The 20,362-nt window shown below is 50.1% G+C and carries 20 protein-coding genes; 11 read left to right on the top strand and 9 right to left on the bottom strand.

Annotation, left to right across the window (positions count from 1 at the left end):
• Nucleotides 1–2: 2 nt before the first annotated feature.
• From FKP33_RS12105 to FKP33_RS12095, 3 genes are all read left to right on the top strand, one after another.
• On the top strand, nucleotides 3–1,202 hold the full coding sequence (locus FKP33_RS12105) for a glycosyltransferase family 4 protein (RefSeq protein ID WP_141335188.1): 1,200 nt from the start codon (nucleotides 3–5) through the stop codon (nucleotides 1,200–1,202).
• On the top strand, nucleotides 1,199–2,569 hold the full coding sequence (locus FKP33_RS12100) for a sugar phosphate nucleotidyltransferase (protein ID WP_127608301.1): 1,371 nt from the start codon (nucleotides 1,199–1,201) through the stop codon (nucleotides 2,567–2,569). The genes FKP33_RS12105 and FKP33_RS12100 overlap by 4 nt, the downstream gene beginning before the upstream one ends.
• A gap of 371 nt (nucleotides 2,570–2,940) precedes the next feature.
• Nucleotides 2,941–3,717 carry an L-type lectin family protein gene (locus FKP33_RS12095; protein ID WP_181410128.1) on the top strand — a complete coding sequence of 259 codons (777 nt, stop codon included), beginning with the start codon at nucleotides 2,941–2,943 and terminating at the stop codon, nucleotides 3,715–3,717.
• 93 nt (nucleotides 3,718–3,810) lie between these two features.
• Here the strand turns inward: FKP33_RS12095 and FKP33_RS12090 are convergent, their stop codons facing one another.
• Together FKP33_RS12090 and FKP33_RS12085 are read right to left on the bottom strand one after the other, a co-directional pair.
• Nucleotides 3,811–4,179, bottom strand: a complete 369-nt coding sequence (locus FKP33_RS12090) for a helix-turn-helix domain-containing protein (protein ID WP_127608299.1) — start codon at nucleotides 4,177–4,179, stop codon at nucleotides 3,811–3,813.
• Nucleotides 4,180–4,761: 582 nt separating this feature from the next.
• A complete protein-coding gene (locus tag FKP33_RS12085) occupies nucleotides 4,762–5,133 on the bottom strand; it encodes a helix-turn-helix domain-containing protein (protein ID WP_054796061.1) in 372 nt (123 codons plus the stop codon).
• Nucleotides 5,134–5,387: 254 nt separating this feature from the next.
• Between FKP33_RS12085 and FKP33_RS12080 the strand changes: the two genes are divergently transcribed.
• Nucleotides 5,388–5,729: a helix-turn-helix domain-containing protein gene (locus FKP33_RS12080; RefSeq protein WP_054796062.1), complete on the top strand. Its 342-nt coding sequence runs from the start codon at nucleotides 5,388–5,390 to the stop codon at nucleotides 5,727–5,729.
• 421 nt (nucleotides 5,730–6,150) lie between these two features.
• Here FKP33_RS12080 and thpR read toward each other — a convergent pair whose 3' ends face one another.
• Nucleotides 6,151–6,726 (bottom strand): RNA 2',3'-cyclic phosphodiesterase, encoded by a 576-nt coding sequence (gene thpR / locus FKP33_RS12075; protein WP_141335184.1) that lies wholly within the window; start codon nucleotides 6,724–6,726, stop codon nucleotides 6,151–6,153.
• A 102-nt stretch (nucleotides 6,727–6,828) separates the two neighbouring features.
• Between thpR and serC the strand changes: the two genes are divergently transcribed.
• On the top strand, nucleotides 6,829–7,917 hold the full coding sequence (gene serC, locus FKP33_RS12070) for a 3-phosphoserine/phosphohydroxythreonine transaminase (protein ID WP_127608297.1): 1,089 nt from the start codon (nucleotides 6,829–6,831) through the stop codon (nucleotides 7,915–7,917).
• A gap of 107 nt (nucleotides 7,918–8,024) precedes the next feature.
• Here serC and FKP33_RS12065 read toward each other — a convergent pair whose 3' ends face one another.
• Nucleotides 8,025–8,741 carry a response regulator transcription factor gene (locus FKP33_RS12065; protein WP_054796065.1) on the bottom strand — a complete coding sequence of 239 codons (717 nt, stop codon included), beginning with the start codon at nucleotides 8,739–8,741 and terminating at the stop codon, nucleotides 8,025–8,027.
• A gap of 105 nt (nucleotides 8,742–8,846) precedes the next feature.
• Here FKP33_RS12065 and FKP33_RS12060 point away from each other — a divergent pair, with 105 nt between their 5' ends.
• Both FKP33_RS12060 and FKP33_RS12055 read left to right on the top strand, forming a co-directional pair.
• A complete protein-coding gene (locus FKP33_RS12060) occupies nucleotides 8,847–9,311 on the top strand; it encodes a tRNA (cytidine(34)-2'-O)-methyltransferase (protein WP_127608296.1) in 465 nt (154 codons plus the stop codon).
• Nucleotides 9,312–9,474: 163 nt separating this feature from the next.
• Nucleotides 9,475–9,732: an AbrB/MazE/SpoVT family DNA-binding domain-containing protein gene (locus FKP33_RS12055; protein ID WP_127608331.1), complete on the top strand. Its 258-nt coding sequence runs from the start codon at nucleotides 9,475–9,477 to the stop codon at nucleotides 9,730–9,732.
• A gap of 75 nt (nucleotides 9,733–9,807) precedes the next feature.
• On the opposite strand, the gene FKP33_RS12050 is transcribed toward FKP33_RS12055, so the two are convergent.
• Nucleotides 9,808–11,367 carry an alpha/beta fold hydrolase gene (locus FKP33_RS12050; RefSeq protein WP_141335182.1) on the bottom strand — a complete coding sequence of 520 codons (1,560 nt, stop codon included), beginning with the start codon at nucleotides 11,365–11,367 and terminating at the stop codon, nucleotides 9,808–9,810.
• Nucleotides 11,368–11,596: 229 nt separating this feature from the next.
• On the opposite strand from FKP33_RS12050, the gene FKP33_RS27150 reads away from it, so the two are divergent.
• The gene (locus FKP33_RS27150) at nucleotides 11,597–11,755 is read left to right on the top strand and encodes a hypothetical protein (RefSeq protein WP_155614500.1); all 159 of its coding nucleotides are present in this window, start codon (nucleotides 11,597–11,599) and stop codon (nucleotides 11,753–11,755) included.
• 326 nt (nucleotides 11,756–12,081) lie between these two features.
• Here the strand turns inward: FKP33_RS27150 and FKP33_RS12045 are convergent, their stop codons facing one another.
• Genes FKP33_RS12045 through FKP33_RS12030 form a run of 4 tightly spaced genes read right to left on the bottom strand, consistent with a single transcriptional unit; the run spans nucleotide 12,082 to nucleotide 17,006 of the window.
• Complete coding sequence (locus FKP33_RS12045; protein WP_127608294.1) at nucleotides 12,082–13,158, bottom strand: phosphodiester glycosidase family protein; 1,077 nt, start codon at nucleotides 13,156–13,158, stop codon at nucleotides 12,082–12,084.
• A gap of 14 nt (nucleotides 13,159–13,172) precedes the next feature.
• Nucleotides 13,173–13,604, bottom strand: a complete 432-nt coding sequence (locus tag FKP33_RS12040; protein WP_141335181.1) for a hypothetical protein — start codon at nucleotides 13,602–13,604, stop codon at nucleotides 13,173–13,175.
• The gene (locus FKP33_RS12035; RefSeq protein ID WP_141335179.1) at nucleotides 13,601–15,223 is read right to left on the bottom strand and encodes a response regulator; all 1,623 of its coding nucleotides are present in this window, start codon (nucleotides 15,221–15,223) and stop codon (nucleotides 13,601–13,603) included. The genes FKP33_RS12040 and FKP33_RS12035 overlap by 4 nt, the downstream gene beginning before the upstream one ends.
• On the bottom strand, nucleotides 15,204–17,006 hold the full coding sequence (locus FKP33_RS12030; protein ID WP_141335177.1) for a cache domain-containing sensor histidine kinase: 1,803 nt from the start codon (nucleotides 17,004–17,006) through the stop codon (nucleotides 15,204–15,206). Before FKP33_RS12030 ends, FKP33_RS12035 begins: the two co-directional genes overlap by 20 nt.
• A 171-nt stretch (nucleotides 17,007–17,177) precedes the next feature.
• On the opposite strand from FKP33_RS12030, the gene FKP33_RS12025 reads away from it, so the two are divergent.
• From FKP33_RS12025 to FKP33_RS12015, 3 genes are all read left to right on the top strand, one after another.
• A complete protein-coding gene (locus FKP33_RS12025; RefSeq protein ID WP_127608290.1) occupies nucleotides 17,178–18,062 on the top strand; it encodes a carbohydrate ABC transporter permease in 885 nt (294 codons plus the stop codon).
• On the top strand, nucleotides 18,062–18,898 hold the full coding sequence (locus tag FKP33_RS12020; RefSeq protein ID WP_054796071.1) for a carbohydrate ABC transporter permease: 837 nt from the start codon (nucleotides 18,062–18,064) through the stop codon (nucleotides 18,896–18,898). Before FKP33_RS12025 ends, FKP33_RS12020 begins: the two co-directional genes overlap by 1 nt.
• A 157-nt stretch (nucleotides 18,899–19,055) precedes the next feature.
• Complete coding sequence (locus tag FKP33_RS12015; RefSeq protein WP_127608289.1) at nucleotides 19,056–20,360, top strand: ABC transporter substrate-binding protein; 1,305 nt, start codon at nucleotides 19,056–19,058, stop codon at nucleotides 20,358–20,360.
• Nucleotides 20,361–20,362 lie beyond the last annotated feature (2 nt).

The following is a 20,362-nucleotide window of genomic DNA, read 5'->3' as shown; positions in this document are numbered from 1 at the left end:
CGATGTCTAGAATGAATATACTCGCGACGGGTATGGGATGGCCTACTTATCAAGCGGGTGGATTAAACACTTATTTTCGGTCGATATGCAATAAACTCTCGGAGGTTCATGAGATCGACGCTTTAATTAGCAGTCCGGAGAAGCCTCAGAACCATAACAGGCTGCGCATTATTCAGGCTACAAGTCCTGATAAGGCCATGCTGCTAAGGCAGCGGGATTTTAAGAGAAAAGCTTCAGAAATAATGAAGGCTAAGCCCATTCATTTATTATATTCCCATTTTTCTCCCTATGCGCTAGGGCCCGCCCTAGAAGCGAAGCAACGCCGAATACCTATAGTCATCTCCTTTCACGGACCATGGGCTAACGAACGCAGTATAGAATCCCACAGTTCGGTTGCTCGACTCAAAGTAGCGATGGCCAGGAAAATTGAAGAGAGCGTATATCGGTTAGGTGATCGTTTCATCGTACTGAGCCAGTATTTCAAAGACATTCTGCATGAGGAATTTAATGTACCTAATGAGAAAATCAAAATTGTTCCGGGTGCGACCGACGTCATGAAGTATAAACCGGTTACTGATAACTTGATGAAAAACATGATCCGAGAACAACTGAACATCCCCCGTGACAGTGTGATCGTGTTAACCGTTAGAAGGCTCATGCGGCGCATGGGCCTTGTGCAATTGGTAGAAGCTTGGAAGGAAGTAATCCATACTGTTCCTAACGGAGTACTTTTCATTGGAGGCAGGGGACCTCTAGCCGAAGAATTATCACAAAAAATAATGGAATACGGATTGGAGAATCACGTTAGATTGCTGGGTTATGTTCCTGAAGATCAGATTACGCTCTATTACCAAAGTGCAGATCTGTTTGTTGTTCCTACTCAAGCCTTGGAGGGATTTGGTTTGATCACTATCGAATCGTTAGCCAGCGGCGTTCCTGTTGCTGCGACTCCAATTGGTGGAAATAAAGAGATATTAAGCGCCTTTGACAAACGTTTTTTGTTTGACGATATAAGCTCCGGGGCGATAGCCTCCGGTTTAATTCGATTGTTAAGGGAACGAAACGACTGGCCTTCAGCAGAAATATGCCGCGATCATGTGCTGGCGGGATACACATGGAACAAAGTCGCAGATCAAGTCGATTCGATCTTGAATGAAACAGTGAAATATAAAAAATTTGAGTTAGAGGGTGCTTTGTTATGAAGTTCATTCTGTTATCTGGCGGTTCAGGCAAACGTTTGTGGCCTCTTTCCAATGACATCAGATCGAAACAATTCTTGAAGGTATTACGCGACGATCAAGGCAATTTGGAATCGATGGTTGATCGGGTATGGCGACAAATGGGGAATTCCGGAATTACCAATTCCGCATACATTGCAACAGGACAATCGCAAAAGGAAATTATGCAAAGCCAAGTGGGAGAGCTAGTTCCATTAATTATCGAACCGGAGCGCCGCGATACATTTCCTGCTATCGCGCTTGCCGCGGTATATTTGTACTCCGTGGAAAGCATAGGATTGGATGAGACGGTTGTCATACTGCCTGTAGATCCTTATGTTGAAGATGCGTTCTTCGAAAAGATTAAAGATCTTGAAACGGTATTGGAACAATCCGGATCCGATCTTGCTTTAATGGGAGTTAAACCGACCTTCCCGTCGGAAAAGTACGGTTATATCGTACCGGATGTTTGCCGGACTGGGAATGAAGATGCTTTATACACCAAAGTAGGATCTTTTCATGAGAAGCCGAGTCAAGCTGCAGCAGCTGAATTGATCAAGAGATCTGCTCTTTGGAATTGTGGCATTTTTGCTTTCAAGCTTGATTTTATCATTAATTTATTAATTCAAAAGGGAGTTCCGCTACAATATGAAGAGTTAAAGAAACAATATGGTAAATTAGAAAAAATAAGTTTTGATTATGAAGTTGTTGAGAAAACGACGCATATTTCTATGATGCCTTATGATGGAGTTTGGAAAGACCTTGGAACTTGGAACACGTTAACGGAGGAAATGAGCACTTCCATTTTGGGTCAAGGCATCTTGACGGATGATTGCCAAGATACACATATTATTAATGAGCTTAACATTCCAGTAACGGTGTTGGATCTGTCGGATGTGATCGTTGCTGCTAGTCCGGACGGTATACTCGTTGCAAGTAAATCTTCAACACCGAAAATAAAAAACATTATTGAGTCCATTAATCAACCTCCTATGTACGAGGAAAAACTGTGGGGTAACTTTAAAGTACTGGACTACGCGACAGATGCAGATGGACAGAGGACATTGATTAGAAGAGTAAGCATTTCTGAAAACAGGTTTTTGAGTTATCAACTGCACCGCAATCATGATGAAGTGATGACGGTAATCTCCGGAACTGGGGAGATGATCATTGACGAGAAAATCATGAAGCTTCAACCGGGTGATACGATTCGGATTCCCCGCGGAACCAGGCACAGCGTTCATGCGATCACAAAAATTGAATATGTTGAAGTTCAGCAAGGAACAGACCTTGAGGATACTTTTGAATTAAGCAAAGATTGGCATGAAATAATAAAGCTATCTACACAATAATGCAATATAATAACAGGCTTCACACAGGGGTTTGGTAAAAATGGTTTGTGATTGCGGAGTGCCGTTAAAGGTAATCGTGAATTTTGTAGTCGATTCAAAGGACGTTGACGGATGTAATTATACGATTCACTTCTTGTGTGAGCAGTGTCAAGAAGTGGTTACGCATAATATCAACATTTACAAGTATCTTTCGAAATATTTGAACGTAGAATTTGAGATATTATGCGCGTGTATGAAGTTATCCAAGGATTCAACCATATATCTTGAAGTAGGTGCGCTATTCGAATATCTCAGGATTCCTTCAGATCAAGTCCGAAGTATTACGCACTCGTTTAACATCAGCATGTCGAGAGGTGCAGGGGGAGACTGAGTTGAAGCAGAGGCACAAAAAAACAGCCATTACTGTGGTGTTGCTTACGGTCATATTAACTTCTGTAGCAACGAATAATAAATATCTGGCAGAACCTCGCAACCGCAACCCAAATTCGTCACCGGAACAGAGTACTTTTACTGGATCTAAAGAAACGTATTTGGCCGAAAGTGAGCATATTTTCCTGGATTCATTCGAGACTGATTCCGGGAACTGGGTTTATTATGGAAAAGCAGGTCTAGAGGCAGGCAGTCTGATTCTTACTAAGAATGAAACTTTTGTATTCGGAGCTGTTAAATCGAAATTAAGTCTTGGAGAAAATTGGAGAGTGTCTTTTAGATATAAAATAGGAGGGGGGTCAGGAGGTGATGGAATCGCTTTCTTATTTGGGGTACATAGCCTGGAGATTTTTCCATTAGGTGGCTATCTTGGTTTTGAGCCTAATGAAAGTGAATACGGTGTCGTTTTCGATTCTTTTTACAACCCGGAACTTCGCGATCCAGTTGAAAATTATATTGCCTTAGTAGAGAAAGGCATTGAACAAAAGTTAGCTATCTACGAGACGGTAAAAACAGAGGATAACTTGTGGCATCAAGTAACTATAACAACCGTTAAAGGAAATATTCAAATTGATTTAGATGGTAAAGACATAATTTCTAAAAAAATAAATTACGACTCCAAATATGATGGATTTGGCTTTAGTGCAAGCACTGGTAAGTACAGCAATATTCATATGATAGACGACTTTATATTTCTAAGAATGGACCCAAGGGATTAATGATTTATGGCAGAGGTGGGGATTTTCCTAAGTAAAGCATACTTGCATGAAGATAGGGGAAACTATGGAAATAGTTCCCCCCAACAAAAAATGTTATAACGACCGCTCTGCTCGAACAAAAGCGATAAACCGCTTCGCCTCCTCAGCCGTCAGCTGTTTCCCGTCTATCGTGAGCAAAAATTGCTGCATGATGCGTTCGTCGGAAAGTTCAAGGCTATCTACAAATTGCCGAACGTCAGCATCCAAAACCATTTCCGGATCTTGCGTGCGGCCGAGTAAATAATCGATGGATACTTTAAAGTAATTCGCTATTTTCACCAACGTATCATAGTCGGGTTCCCTGCGATTTTTCTCGTAGTGCGAAAGCGACGCGCGGGAAATGTCCAGCTTGATTGACAACTCTTCTTGAGTCAAGGCTTGCTTCTCCCTTAATGCGGCGATACGATTTCCAATTTGCCCCAATGGTGTTCACCCCGATCGGTATAAAGTTGTATCTTGTTAAGATAGAGGTTATAAGGTACGCAGCACCTACACGCAAGTCTTCCGAACCGCATGCCATGTTCCCGTTGCTTCTACCCGATGATGGTTCGAGCTGCCGTTAACCGTAGGGTTGAATTCATGGCTTTGAATGCGTTTCCCGATTAAACAAAATTACGGTTCGTAAGCTATATAGAACAGGGGGGGATCTGCGGACCTTCATTACATTAACTAAATTATACATTACGTATCGAAGTTTGTGAAGAACGCAACCTTGATTTTTGCCCGCTTATTTTAAAAAAAGTCAAAAATAAATCAAATTTCAATTAAATAGTTACGAAATGTATCCGATTTGTGATACAATAAGTATTGTAAATGGAGCTTAAACATCGAAGGTTGATCGCGATCGGGCAGCTAAGACGGAAGCCCCCGCGAAGCTGCAGTCCCATTGCTAAGCATTCCCATCCCATAGGGTTAATAAACGTTTCAAGAGCGTTAAGCAACATACCAGCTCAGGACGTGCGGGTGTTCGTTACCAAGAAGCCGCGGAAGCCGCGGTAAGAGCCGTCATCTGGTTTCTCGCTCCGCTCTGACGAAGGCGATAAACCGGCGGGCCTCATCGGGCGTCAGTTTCTTCCCGTCTACCGTCAATTGAAAGCGTTCCAGGATTTGCTGGTCCGACAATTCCAGTTGATCGACGAACGAACGGATATCCGGGTCTAAAGTTCGTTGCGGGTCTTCCGTCCTCCCCGTCATATAGTCCAAAGAGACCTTGAACAGATCCGCCAATTTGACGATGGTATCGTAATCCGGCTCTCGTCGATTTTTCTCGTAATGTGACAGCGAAGCGCGGGAAATGTCGATCTTCTTGGAAAGTTCTTCCTGTGTCAGCTTGAATTTTTCTCGAAGAAGAGCGATCCTATCCCCGATCTTAATCATGGTTATTTCCCTCCAAAATCCAACAATATGCCGCAGTGAATCGGTTGTCGAATCGTGTTGCTTAACGTACGACTAGATTATACATTATGTAGCAAGTTTTGTGAAGAACTAGAGGGAGAAAAGACCAGGGACTTTTGCCTCAAATTTTGTTAATTTCAACAAAATAGATACATAGTGTATCTGATTGTGATACAATCAGTATTGAAATAAGTCGAAGGAATCAATTGATCCCATATTATAGGAGGAATCCTCGAATGATCGGTGCACGTATTCAAAATCTTCGACATCAAAAACGCATGTCCTTAACAGAGCTTGCCGCCCGGGCGGGCGTAGCCAAATCGTACCTGAGCTCGATCGAGCGCGACCTGCAATCGAACCCTTCGATCCAGTTTCTTGGCAAGCTGGCTCCGGTACTGGGCGTCAACGTTCAAACCCTCATTCTTCACGACGAGTCCGATAAGCCGGAGCCGATCGATCAAGAATGGATTCAAATCATTCAAGAGCTGACTGATTTGGGCCTGGGCAAAGACTCGCTTCGCCGAATCGTTCATCAGCTGAAAAGCAGTCAAACCGCCGTATTCGAACAAGCGCAGTGACAATAGCTGACAAATCCCCCATTCTCGCTATATGTTGAGTGTCTAAAAAAAACTTTATGTTGGAAAAAATAGACATTTAAGACTATCAAAAAAAATGCGATTTCCCGATAAAATGTGTAACAAGGATGAGGAGAAAATCTGACTTGGAAATCGATCTAAAAGAGAGGTAATTATGGAGAAGACCATATCGTTGGACATTAGGCACGCTCTGCGCCAACTGGGCATAAATCCGACTAAAGCCATGGAGATTTTGGCCCTTTCCCCTGTAGATCAAGTTACCCAGATGGAAATCCGGAAAGAGCCGGCTCTTACCGATGATCATACTTATTACACCCGTGACATAGAGAGCTGACGCATTCCAACCCCTCTATTCCTCCAAACGTGCAATCCCGCCATAGGATTCGATCCGCAGGAGCAGGAGTCAGTCTAACGAATGCTTGCTTACCGGCTCATACATAGGCGTTTGGCCCAAATGGCTGCGGTACAAGATGACTTCGTCGCATCGCCAGGCGCTTGCTTCATCGGTTGGAGGGTGAAGCCGCATCAATTCGGGGCTCCAAACCCATGTTCCGTTGTATGTTCTGGCAAGCGTAAGGTGCGGTTTGTAGGCACGCTGTTCCGGCTCGATCCCGAGCAGATCCTGCATGGCCGTTTCGACACGGCGTTGTATCGCACCCAGCGGCGCGAGTTCCCCTTGAATGTCCGCCCATAATACCGAAGGCGATTGCTTCTTGCCGAAAGTCCCGAGCTTACCCAACTGCAGGTTGAACGTTTTTCCGCTTGCCCCCGTACAAGCAGCATCAAGCGCCGCCCGGACTTCATGGAGACGCTCGGCATTGACGTTTCCTATAAAAAGAAGTGTGATGTGCAGGTCATCCGGATGCACCCATTTGGCAAAAGGGAGGTCGCGCTTCAATACGTTCTGCCAAGCGGATACGGCGAGACGGACCTGTTCAGGCAGCGGCACAGCCACAAATAATCGAAACTTCGGAATCATCGGAATCCATCCTCCTTCTCGTTCATGAAACTTACACTTGAATCGGCGCGCTAACCTTTGCTATCATAGCCATATCCTATGAAAAGTGAAGGTGTGAATCTCGTGACAAAGCGCGCTTACAATTTCAATGCAGGACCGGCTGCGCTGCCTTTGGAAGTACTAAGGCGGGCACAGGAAGAGTTTGTGGAATATCAAGGCATTGGCATGTCCATTATGGAAATTTCTCATCGAAGCGCTCAATACGAGAAATTGAACGAAGATACGCAATCCTTGTTGAAGGAGCTATTTTCGATTCCGGACGGTTACAAGACGTTATTCCTGCAGGGCGGAGCGAGCACCCAGTTCGCGATGATCCCGATGAACTTCCTGAAAGCGGGTCAAACCGCCTATTACGTCCATACGGGCGCTTGGGCCAGCAAAGCGATCAAGGAAGCGAAATTGATCGGCGAAACGGCGATTGCGGCCAGTTCCGAAGCGGACAATTTTACGCGTATTCCGGATCTAAGCGGGCTTCAGCTCGGCGATCATGCGGCTTATCTGCATATTACGTCGAATGAAACGATTGGGGGCGCCCAGTTCGTCCAATACCCGGATACCGGCAGTGTTCCGTTGATCGGCGATATGTCCAGCGACATTTTGTGCCGTCCGGTCGACGTTTCCAAGTTTGCGATGATATACGCCGGTGCTCAGAAAAACCTGGGGCCGTCCGGCGTAACCGTTGTTATTTTGCGCGAAGATTTACTTCAAGATACGCCTAAAGGTATTCCGACGATGCTTCGCTACGATACGCATACCAAGGGCAACTCCCTGTACAACACGCCTCCGGTTTATTCGGTGTACATGGTCAACCTGGTTCTTCAGTGGATCAAGGAGAACGGCGGAGTGGCTGCGATGGAGAAGCGCAACCGGGAGAAAACCAGCTTGATTTATCAAGCCATCGATCAAAGCGGCGGATTTTACCGCGGTGTCGTCCAACCGGAATATCGTTCCCTGATGAACATTACATTCCGCATGGAAAACGAAGAGCTTGAGAAGAAATTCGTGAAGGAATCCGAACAGCACGGCTTCGTCGGGCTGAAGGGCCACCGCGACGTCGGGGGACTGCGGGCCTCCACGTATAATGCCGTACCGTTCGAAGCTTGCGAGGCGCTCGCTTCGTTCATGGCCGATTTCCAGAAGCGTAACGGCTAACAGCCGGGACAAGCAGCTTCGTCAGGGCGCTTACGGGTCTTGCGGAGCTGCTTTTTCGCGTAAAAAAAGAGCGCCGCGCCGGATGCGTACGGTGCTCCTTTTGTCGATCAGGCCAAGGATTCTTTCGCGCTAGGTTCCATCAGTTTGTAACCGACGTTGCGAATCGTTACAATATATTCGGGAGTCCGCGCGTTCGTTTCGATCTTATCGCGCAGGTGGCTGATGTGAACGTCGACGATTCGCGTGTCGCCGAGGAAATGATAATCCCAGACGCCGTGCAGCAGCTGCTGGCGGCTGAGCACTTTGCCCCGGTGCTTGCATAAGAAGAGCAGCAGATCGAATTCCTTAGGCGTCAGCTCGATCGTTTCGCCCTTGACCTTCACTTCCCGCTGGTCTGGTCGAATGACGATAGGGCCAATTTGGACCGGCGTGTTCTCCATTGCGGAAGGTAAAATTTGAATACGGCGTATAATCGCCTGGATACGGGAAATAAGCTCCTGCGGACTGAATGGCTTCGTCATGTAGTCGTCAGCGCCGTTATCGAGCCCCGCAATTTTATCGGACAAGTCCTGCATGGCGGTCAGCATCACGATCGGCACCATGTTATTCTGGCTCCGCAGCTTGCGGCACACCTGGATGCCGTCCATCTTCGGAAGCATCAAGTCGAGCACAATCAAGTCCGGGCGAAATTGAGGAATGGCGCTGAATACCTCTTCGCCATCATATACGCAGTGGACTTCGAAACCGACCAGCTTCAGGTTGAATTCTATAAGCATCGAGATGGAAGGTTCGTCGTCAACGACAAGGATTTTCTTCTTCATCATTCGACATGTCTCCTTTAGCACATAGTAGCTTCATTATCGCAGCCGACCGTCATCTATGTATTAAAAAAAGGTAAAACGAGTGTTAAAATTGAGGTGAACTGAACAATGGCGTTTCATATCGTATTGGTCGAGCCTGAAATTCCGGCCAACACCGGCAACATCTCCAGAACGTGCGCCGCTACGGGAACATGGCTTCATTTGGTACGGCCGCTCGGCTTCGACACCGACGACCGGACCTTGAAGCGTGCGGGTCTCGATTACTGGCACGCGGTTAAGCTCGAATATCACGATTCGTTCGCAGAAGTGAAAGAGAAGTATAAAGACGCGCGGTTTTTCTTCGCTACGACGAAAGCGGACAAGCTGTACACGGACATTACGTTCCGCGACGGCGATTTTCTGGTATTCGGCAAAGAAACAAAGGGGCTGGCGCCGGAAATTTTGGCGGAGCATCCCGATGCGCTGATGCGCATGCCAATGACCGATGCGGTGCGCTCGCTGAATTTATCGAATTCCGCAGCGATTATTTTGTATGAAGGCTTAAGACAAATCGGATTCCCCGGATTATCGTGATCGGGAGCCGGATATAGGCTGATTCAGAAGGACAAGAAACGGGTAACGAACAGTGGAGGAAGCCGGTTGCGAGAAAGCCGGTGGCAGGAATTTATGCACTGGCGTCGAAACCATATAAGGGAAGTCGGGAAGTTAAGTAGAGTAAAGGTGAGGTGAATTAATGATGAAACCGGCAGGTGTCGTACGGAAGGTCGACCAGCTTGGACGAATAGTGCTCCCGAAGTCGCTACGCAAACGGTATCAAATGAACGAAGGAGATCCGGTAGAGATTTTGGTGAGCGGCGATCATATTATTCTGGAAAGATATCGCCCACGCTGCGTATTTTGCGGGTCCATGGATCAGGTCAGCGACTTCAAAGAAAGATACATTTGTTCCGAATGCTTGGGTGAAATGCAACAGATGAAGAACACTCAGGCGTAGGTGCTGCAGTTGTGACGCGAAAGAGACTTGCCGGACGGCCGTGCGCCGAGGCAAGTCTTATTTTTTTGCTATCAGCTATGTCGGGACGCAGGCCTTCTTCCGCATGCGCATCCACTTGCGAAGCTCTTTCGCATTGCCTGTTCGTTGAGAAATCGCGATCAGGCGGTCGTAGAACAAGAGCTCTTCCCCGGTGCCATACTGCAGGCCGCTTTGCAGGAAGCGGACGGCTTCCGCATATTGTTCCCGTTCGCAGCAGTTATCGGCGGCCCATAATGATAACTGTTCCCATGCTTGCTCGACGGTCTCCTTGAGCGCGATGGAGAACGGGTCGAAGCAGCCGGACAATATTTTGCTCTGCAGCTGCTCGGAAAGAGTCACACACTGATTGAGCTTGTAAGCGCTGTCCGCTTGTTCGGAAGCGCTTTGCAATTCCCGCAGGAGGACGAATAGATCGCAATCGATTTCAATATTCAATTTGATCGTATCCCGTTCGATCGTTAAGCAAGGCTCTTGCCCGTCTTCCGTTTCGAGCAGCTTGCTAAAATGATTTAAATACACGCGAAGGTTGCGCATGGCTTTGGGGAAAGCCGTCTCCGGAAACAACGTTTCGCACAGCTGTTCCCGCGTTGCCGAGCGGTGATACGCCAAATACATCAGTATACTCTTGGCGTGCCGCGTGTTCCAACCGAGCCGGATCGGCCGCTGGCCCAGACTGACTTCGAACGTTCCGATACAACGGATCGTCAACCGGTTGCGTTCAGGGGCAGAAGGGAGGCGTCCCGACCAGAGGACACGAAGCGTTTGCTTAAGCTCGTCCTCCACCGGTTTCGGCTTACCGGGTTCGAAGGGCGTTTTCCGCACGAAGCGGTCGATAAAGTCCGAGGTATACAACGGTTGATCCACGAAGGTGAGGTTGGAGGCGCCTGGTACGATCAGGAAGGCGGAGGCGTCGAACAGCATGTGCGCGATATGCGCCATGCCGGGCGGAAAGCTTGCATCCAGCTCGCCCGATATGATCATAAGCGGCTTGCGGACGTGAGCTTGTTCATGTAATGCCTGCTCGGAGCCAGCGAGGTCGAGCAATTGTATGTATAAAGCCTTAGAAACGCGCTCATGGGCTTGGACGATGCGTTGATGCAGAAGCGCATCGCCGGGAGTCCCCGTCAGCTTGTGCGCCATGGCGGCTGCGTAGACCGTCATCGGCGCTTGTTCGAGCAGAAGCCTGCGATCCTGCAGCTCGGTAAGCGTAGCCGGCAGCGTGTGGGGCATATAAGGAGAGATATAAATCATGCGCTCCACGCTGGAAGGGGTTAACGCGGCCAAACGCCTGGCGATATACACGGACGCGTCATGAGCAACCAAGACAACCGAGCTTATGTTCAACGATTCGAGCAGCAAGCGTAGATCTTCAGCGAGGGTAGCGAACGTGACGTCTTCCGACGTTTCGCCGCTTAGGCCGTGTCCGGGCAAATCACAGACGAGCAGCGAGTAACGAACCGACAGCAGCGGGATCAACGATCGCCAGAAGGAGCCGGATAGACCGAGACCGTGAAGCAGTACGATTGTTTTGGCGTCAGGATCGGGGTTCGGTGTAAATTCATAACTTATCCTGTAGCTGGTTGCCAGTAGGGCCATAAGTCCAAAGTCCTCCAATGTGAACGAGTCTCTAGCGGTAAATGATCAATTAGGACTATGTATTTCACCAGTGTATCAAATATTTAGTTAAAATTTAAGAAAGGATACAATAAAAGTATATTATTTTGTTGGTTTTGTAACCTTTTTGTAACGGTTGTTATGCTAAACTTCACAATATACTGGAATTGAACTTTAGTAGCATACGATAACTTAAAGGACGTGACAAACAATGACAACGACCAATCGAGCCCCGATTGAATTGGATATAGATGATTTGTTGGATCAACTGGGCATAGACGGTGAACGTTGGCGCGGTTTAAGTTCGGGAAGCGGTTCGGATGAAAAGCAGGAACGAGAAGGCAGCCGTTCCGAAGAAGAGCCATCATAAATAAGGTGTTAGATCATATAAACTCGGATACATAATGTATCGAGAAGGCCGCGATAAATCAAACGGGTTGAACGATTCGGTCCGTTTCCGGTTATCCGAGTTCCTTCAACCCGCGAGTGCGCATGCGAACGGCTTACAAGCCTTTTGTTTTATCTTCATTGTAGGCGGCCGTGAGCATCGCAGTAATAAACATAGCAAACACCGTAATAACAAGCCAAAACGTAGCGGACATGATTCAGCACCTCCCGCCCTATATTATAACCAACCTTCCCCTAAAAGAAAACGTAAAAACTCCAAGAAAATGAATAAATCTGTGAACAATTGCCTCATTTAAAAAACAGGAAGTTGGTTGCCAGCGGACGAAGCTTGCCGTTATCCGACGGATGGTTGATCACTTGTCCGTCGAAAATCAAGCTCGACGAACCGCCGCCGTCCAGGTTGTAAGCGTCCTTGATGCCGAGCGACTGAAGCTTGTCCTGAAGCTCGGCGAGCGTAGCACCGGAGTTGCCGCGCTCGTCGTATCCGTCCGTTACGATAAATAACAGCTGGTCGTTCTTAAAGCTGCCGACCACGGTGCGCGGCGCGCGTGCCGGAGAACTGACCCATTGGGGCGGAATCGGCTGCTTCTTGCCGTTCTGCAGCAAGATTGGCACGAAGGTGGAGCCGAACGACGGCTTCAGCTTGTCGAGATCTTCCTGCTTATAGAACTTGCCTCCGATCAGCTTGCGATCGGTGCTCAGTCCGATGAACGTCAAGTCTTCGAAGGAAGGCTCGAAGCCGTATACGTACTTGCCGCCGACCATCGTCGTGCTGAGCGGGTACCGCTTGCCCGTCTTCGCATCGTCGGCGAAGCCTCCCGCATTGACCCCCGCTACCGCTCCGTAGCGGCGCACCGCTTGCAGCGTCGTTTCGCTGCCGCCGACTTTGTCGCCGCCCAGAACCATTGTCATCCCTTTATCGGTCTTTAGATTAACTTTCAAGGCGTACCCTTTGTAACGCTCCTCGGAGAAGGTGTACAGCTTCAGATCGATATTCGCCGAAGAAGCCGAGCGGTTCACCTTCCCCCCGAGCTTGGAAGCTACGCGTGTGTCGAAGATCGCTGCCGGGCGCTCGGCGGCGGCTTCCGCCAGCTTCGACAGGCGGGCGGCTTCGTCGGCGCTTTTGGCGTAGAACTGAAAGTATTTCTCGACGGTAGTGCGGGTAAGCGCCGCATCCTCCTTGGATCGGTCGAGCTTCGTCAGCGCCGATTGGAGGCTCTCCCTCAGCTGCAGGTCGACCTGCGGCCGTTCAACCGGTTTAGGAAGCTCTACGGAGAGCTGCGCCGCCGCCAGAAAACCGAGTGCGCCGAGGAACGGAGCCAACGCGAGAAGCATCACCCGGTTGATTTGTTGAATCGGATTCATCGCAGGTGCACCTCCTATTGCAGCGCATCCAGTTGTTTTTTCAAGTCGTCGAGCTTCTTCGTCACATCGGCCAGCTGCGTATACAATTGGTTGCTGTTGTCGGTTTTACTGCTGGCGCTGTCCTTCGTGAAAGAGAGAAGCTCATTGACCGAATCGATTTTCGACTGCAACTGGGTCATATCGGCGGACATGCTTTGCTTCAAGTCGCCGATCTGCTTCTGATAGTCTTCCTGCACAGCGGCAAGCTGGTTCTCGATTTGCGCGGCGATATCTGTCTTGATCTGCAATTGCAGATAATCGGTATAGGCTTTGGCTCCCCATATGCCCAAGCCTACAAGAATGATCCACGAAACGATCAGTATCGTATACGTTCTCGGCTTTGCCTGCTTCGGCCGGCCAGTGCGAATCGGGGCTTGCGGCAAATTCGTTTCGATCGGAGTATTCAAGATTCTCTCCCCTTCCTGTATTCGTTCGGAGAGACGCCGACCGTTTTCTTGAACACTTTGCTGAAATATTTCTCATCTTCGTACCCTACCATGGCGGCGACCTGCGCGATGCGCAGGTGAGGGTTTAACAGCAGCAGCTTGGCTTTGTCAATTCGGATGCCGCTGAGATAATCGGATAAGTTCTCGCCGAACTCTTGTTTGAATTTGCGGGAAATATATTCACGGCTCAAGTAGAAATGGTTGGCGATCTCCTGCAAGGTAATATCCTGATGATAATGATTACGTATATATTTGGCGATTTCGAACATGACGTTGCTGTCCTGCCGCTGCGACTTCAGCATGTGCTTCGAAAGCTCGGTTAAGCTGCGGACGAGCTGCTGCTCCCACATATCGATCGATAAGCGTCCTTCGTCATCCATCGGGACGTGAAACGGGGCGTCGTCCTGCGTGCGCTGCGGAGGCGGACCGTCGCCGAACCATTCGCTCATCCAGCGGGTTTTCAGCGTGTTGTATTCGTGCCACCACAGCTCGAGCTGCTCCGTATTGATCGAAGGAAGACGCCGCACGGCGTCAATCCATTCGCCGACGGATTTGCGAATTTGCTCTTCGCTGCCGCTGCGGACCGCAAGGCGGATCGCTTCGGCGTACTCCGACATCGACAGCACGCCGGCAGAGAGCGGCGGACGGTCGTCGTACTCGTGAATGCGTTTCTGCCTGGCGAGCAGATTGCGGCGCCTCAGCGCTTGCTTCGCTTCCGCATAAGCTTCCTTCAGCTTGTCCGGGAACGGGTGTACGCCGCTGACGCCGATATCCATGGAGCTTTGGAACGTATTGACGATGCACTCCTGAATGTGGAGGAAAACGGCCTCCGACCGTTCCAGCTCACGGAACAGCAGGAGGACGATCTCGTTCTCGCTGTTCCAGAATCGGAAGGCGACGCCGATCCGCTGACCGCGGTCCATCGTCAGCACTTCATTGCAGACGTTCATGAGCGAGAAGAAGACCAGATCCCATTGCGACCAGAACCGGTCCTTCAGTTTGCCGCTGATCGTATCGAGGCTTAGCACCGCCAGACGGCACGAGGTGACGTCGGGGCTCAAGCCGTACTCTTCGGCAATTTCTTTGGCATGCTTCTCGTATGTTTTGGGCTCGCTCACCAAATTCGACCAGATCGTGTCCCAGTATACGGGCTTAATCTGATTCATTTCCATGTTCAAGCTTTGCTGCTGGCGCCGCTCGTCCTGCTCCTTGCGAATCAGCGCGACGGTTTTCTGCGTCGTCTCCACAAGCTGCTCCGCATCGATCGGCTTTAAGATGTAGTCGACCCCGCCGTGCTTGATTGCGTGCCGCACCAGGTCGAATTCGTCGTGGCCGCTGATGACGATCGTCTTCGCGGACGGCAGATGCTCGCTCAGCCACGCCATCAGCTCCATCCCGTTCATCAGCGGCATCATCATATCGGTGAATACGAGCTGAGGCCGGTGCTGCCGCAGCATCTCCACAGCCTCGGCGCCGTCCTGCGCCTCCAGCACCGTATCGATGCCGAACGTCGTCCATGGCACGAGCAGCTTAATCGCGTCGCGCACGTGCTTCTCATCGTCAACGATCATGGCGATCATCTTCGTCCGCCTCCTTGCGTTGTAAGGGAATGATTATGGTGATTATGAGGCCGCCCGGTTGATGAGGCTCAACGATCATAGCCGCTTCGTCGTCATAGTAGAGCTTGAGTCTTGCTAGCACATTCAAAAGCCCGATGCCGTCCTCCTCGCCGCTGGCATCCATAGGAAGTCTCAGCTTGCGGCGCAGCTGCTCCAAATGGTGGGCGCTCATGCCTTTGCCGTTATCGGCGACGGTGATCTCCAACCGGTTTCCCTCCAGCAGCCGTCCGCCAATTTCGAGCCGCCCGATTTGGCTGCGCGGATCGAACCCGTGCTTGAAATAGTTTTCGACAAGCGGCTGCAGGATCATTTTCGGTACGGGAATCTCAGCCGCTTCGTCCGTGATGCGGTACTCGACGGTCAGCTCGTTCTCGAACCGGTGCAGCTGCAAAGCCAAATACGAACGGACGTGATCGACTTCCCGTTTGAAGGGGACGATCGGTTCGCCCGTGTTCATGCTGTAGCGCATGATTTTGGCGAGAGCGGACAGCAGCGAATAAATTTTGGGCGCCTCGTGCTGCAGGGCAAGGGTTCCGATCGACTGCAGGGCATTATAAAGAAAATGCGGATTGATCTGCGCTTGCAGCGCCTTCAACTGATTCGTCTTGTTGGCGATCTCCAGCTTATATTCCTTCGTGATCAGCTGGTTGATCGTCTGCATCATCACCCGAAAGCGATGGGCGAGAATGCTGAACTCGTCATTGCCTTTGACGTGAATATCGACCTGCATGTTGCCGGTCTGAATTTTGCCGATATACCCGAGCAGCTTCCGGATTGGCGCCGTAAACCGGATCGAGACAATCACGGTCCCGATGATGACGACCGCCATGAAGGCGAGCAAAATGAGCGTATTGGCGAACGTCAGCCGTTTGGCATGTTCATACAACAGCTCGTTGGGAATACGCTTGACAATGATCCAATCGGCGTATGGCTCGCGGATACGCTCATACATTTGGATGCCGCTAAAGCCGCCGCCGTTCCACTCCAGACTGCCGCGTTCCTCTTCGCGAGCGAGCAAGTCGCGCACCCAGGGCTCATCCAGCATCTTGCCGCGGTACTCGGCATTGGAGCCGTACACCACATTGCCGCCGGCGTCCAGCACGAACAGCTCTTCGCCTTGCGACATCAGCTGGTTGCAGATCGACTCGATGAACGAGACGTTGACGTCTACCGAGAGGGTGCCGAGATCTTCCATCGTCAGCGAGTTGGTAATCGAGCGGTGAAACGTAAAGACGGTAGCGGTCGGCAGCGGATTGAAAGGGAACATCGCATACGTATGGCTCGAATGCGTAGGCTCGATCCAGACGTTGCCTTTATCCACGCTGGGCACATATTTGGATTGGCTGCTTTCATTTGAATTCGTATTGCCCTGCGTATACAGGAAAGCTTTATCCGTTTTGCTCAGATACAGGTACACTTGATGAATTTCTTGAACCGCGTTGTTGATGCTCAGCAAGCCCCGTATAATTTCCTGGCGGCTGCCGAATCCGGTGGCCCCGTTCTCGATCACCGTATATAAATTGTTGTCATTGTAAACGAGCAGCGTCGCCTGCTTGACCCCGTTCAAATAGTTGACGAGATTCGTTTTTCCTTGATAAATCAGGTTGGAGTTAGTCTGTATCGTATCTTGGATGACCTGGCGTTCGGTGACGTAATACGTCATCACGATCGACGTGGAGATCGGCAAGATGGTTGCGGCCAGCAGAAATAAGATCAGCTTGTTGCGGATGCTGTTTCGGATCAAGGGCGTCCCTCCTGATTTTGGCGCTAGCGCCCTTAATTGTACCAACAAAGATCAATAAATTCCACCTGATCCGACAAGAGATTCCATGTTCATTGTCAGCCGCACTTTCTATACTAAGGGTATACTTTACAAGAATTTTGCAAACTTTAAGACCAAAAGGGGGAGGTACCCATGAAAGCAAATCAGCGGTTATCAAGCGCGCTGCAGCAGCTCGTGTTCGTAGGGCCGGCTTTCATTTTCTTCGGCATCATCGTCATCGTCCCGTTCGTCATGAGTATGTACTACTCGTTCACCGAGTGGAACGGGGTCACCTCAAACGTCAAGTGGATCGGTTTTGACAATTTCAAACATATCCTCCTGGAGGATAAAGATTTCCATAGGTCGTTCTGGTTCACGACACGATTCACCGTCACCGAAGTTCTTCTTGCGAACGTGGTGGCGTTCGGCTTGGCGCTTCTGCTGACGCAGGCGCTCAAGACGCGCAACATGCTCCGTACCGTATTTTTCATGCCGAACGTCATTGGCGGCCTGCTGCTCGGGTTCATCTGGCAGTTCATCTTCGTCAAAGGATTCTCCAACATCGGCGAGCTGACGGGACTTTGGTTTTTTCAGCTTCCTTGGCTGGGCGATTCGCCGACCGCCTTCTGGGCGCTTGTCATCGTCAGCGTCTGGCAGCATGCCGGTTATTTGATGGTCATCTACATTGCGGGGCTGGCGAACGTGCCGAAGGAGCTGCAGGAGGCCGCGTATATCGACGGCGCCAATCGCTGGCAGACTTTGAAGAACATCACGTTCCCGATGATCATGCCGTCCATCACGGTCTGTCTGTTCCTTACCATCTCATGGGCGTTCAAAATGTACGATCTTAACGTGTCGCTGACGCAAGGCGGTCCGTTCAACTCGACCCAGTCGGTAGCGCTGAACATCTATGAAGAAGCGTTCCGGAACAACCGATACGGTCTCGGAACGGCAAAAGCGTTCATCTTCTTCATCGTCGTTGCCATCATTACGATGATTCAAGTTACCGTTACGAAGCGGAAGGAGGTCGAAGCGTAATGGAATCGGGCAAAAACTACAACTTCCGCCTGTTCTCGCTTGAAGTGCTGGGCATTGTGCTGGGCCTGCTGTTCCTCGTACCGTTCTATTTCGTTATTGTCAATTCGATGAAAACGTTCGGGGAGCTGCTCGTGAATTCGGCCAATTTGCCGCAATCGTTCAACCTCGCCAACTATGCGAAGGTTTGGGGGATTATGAAGTTCCCAAGAGTGTTCTCGAACTCGCTGATCATCACCGTGGTCAGCAACCTGGGACTCGTCTTGATCAGCTCCATGGCGGCTTACCGGCTCGTCCGCCATCCGTCGCGTTTCAATAATTGGCTGTTTCTTGCGTTCGTGGCCGCGATGGTCATTCCGTTCCAATCGATCATGATCCCGCTCGTGAAGGTTGCCAGCGAGGTCGGTCTGATGGACAGCCGGCTCGGTCTCATCATTTGTTACTTCGGGTTCGGCGTATCGTTGAACGTGTTCCTGTATCACGGCTTCATTAAATCGATTCCGAAGGAAATCGAGGAGTCCGCAACGGTGGACGGATGCACCCCGTACGGCGTGTTCTGGAAAATCATTTTCCCGCTCTTGAAGCCGATGTCGGTTACGATCGTCCTGCTGAACAGCTTATGGATTTGGAACGACTTTCTGCTGCCGCTTCTCGTATTGAACAATCCGGATCTGCGGACGATTCCGCTGGCGACGTATTCGTTCTTCGGTCAGTATACGAAGCAGTGGGATATGGCGCTCGCGGCGCTCGTGCTCGGCGTCATTCCGATCATCATCTTCTTCCTGTCGATGCAGCGCTTCATTATCGAAGGAATTACGGCCGGTTCGGTTAAGGGCTAACCGGATACCCAGGGTTACGAACTTCCAATGAAAGCGTTTGTTCAAAATGTTCCACCTTTTCGATCAATTTTCTCTGTGTTCGGCAAGGTGGGCATTTTATACAATAAACTTGTAAATCATAAATAAAAATGGTTCAGAAATAAGGGAGGTTACTTCGATGAATGCAAAGAAAATCGTAAGCTTGAGTCTGGCGGCCATTATGGCGATGTCCGTTGCCGCAGGTTGCGCTAAGAAAGAGGAAGCGCCAAGCACGGGCGGAACGGAAGGTAATGCCGGAGCGGCGAAGAACGTCACCCTGAAAATGTTCCAGTTTAAAGTGGAAATCGCCGAGCCGCTTGCCAAATTGGCAGCCGAGTACGAGAAGGCGAACCCGGGCGTAAAAATTCAAATCGACACCGTTGGCGGCGGCGCGGACTACGGCGCAGCGCTGATGGCGAAGTTCAATTCCGGAGATAAACCGGATATCTTCAACAATGGCGGTTTCTCCGATCTTGACAAATGGATCGAGCACCTGGAGGATCTCTCCGCAGAGCCATGGGTGAAGGACCTCGTCGACGTTGCGAAAGAACCGATGACCAAGGACGGCAAGCTGTACGGTCAGCCGCTTAACCTGGAAGGGTACGGCTTCCTGTATAACAAGGACTTGTTCGCGCAAGCCGGCATCACCGAGACGCCGAAGACGATCTCGCAGCTCGAGGATGCGGCGAAGAAGCTGCAAGCCAAAAACATTACACCGTTCGTGAACGGTTATGCGGAATGGTGGGTGCTTGGCAACCACTTCGTGAACCTGCCGTTCGCTTACCAACCGGATCCTAACAAATTTATCGCCGACTTGAACAGCGGCGCGGCTAAAATCCCGGGCAACCCTGTGTTCGATCAATGGGTGAAATTGTTCGATCTGCAGCTGCAATACGGCAACAAAAACCCGCTGCAAACCGACTACAAAACACAAGTGACCGAGTTCGCGACAGGCAAAGCGGCGATGACGCAGCAAGGGAACTGGACGCAGCTGCAATTGACGCAGACGAACCCGAACCTGAAGGTCGGCTTCCTGCCGATGCCGATCAGTGACGACGCAGCGGCGAACGACAAGCTGCCGGTCGGCGTACCGAACAACTGGGTGATTAACAAAAACTCGCCGAACAAAGAAGAGGCGAAGAAGTTCCTTAACTGGCTCGTAACGTCCGATATGGGTAAAAAGTACATTGTTGAAGAGTTCAAATTTATCCCGGCGTTCAAATCGATTCCAGCTGACGAGAAGATTCTCGGACCTTTGGCAGCCGACATTATCCGTTACAGCAAAGACAACAAAACGCTTAGCTGGAACTGGTTCAAATTCCCGGGCGGCGAAGCGTCCAGCAAGAAGTTCGCGGCTACGATGCAGGCTTATGTCGCGAAGCAAAAAACGAAAGATCAAATGCTGACCGAGTTCCAACAAACATGGGACAGCTTGAAAAAATAAGG

The organism is Paenibacillus sp. tmac-D7 (assembly GCF_006519665.1).
GTDB lineage: Bacteria > Bacillota > Bacilli > Paenibacillales > NBRC-103111 > Paenibacillus_G > Paenibacillus_G validus.
This window is presented reverse-complemented; position numbering and strand designations above follow the sequence as displayed.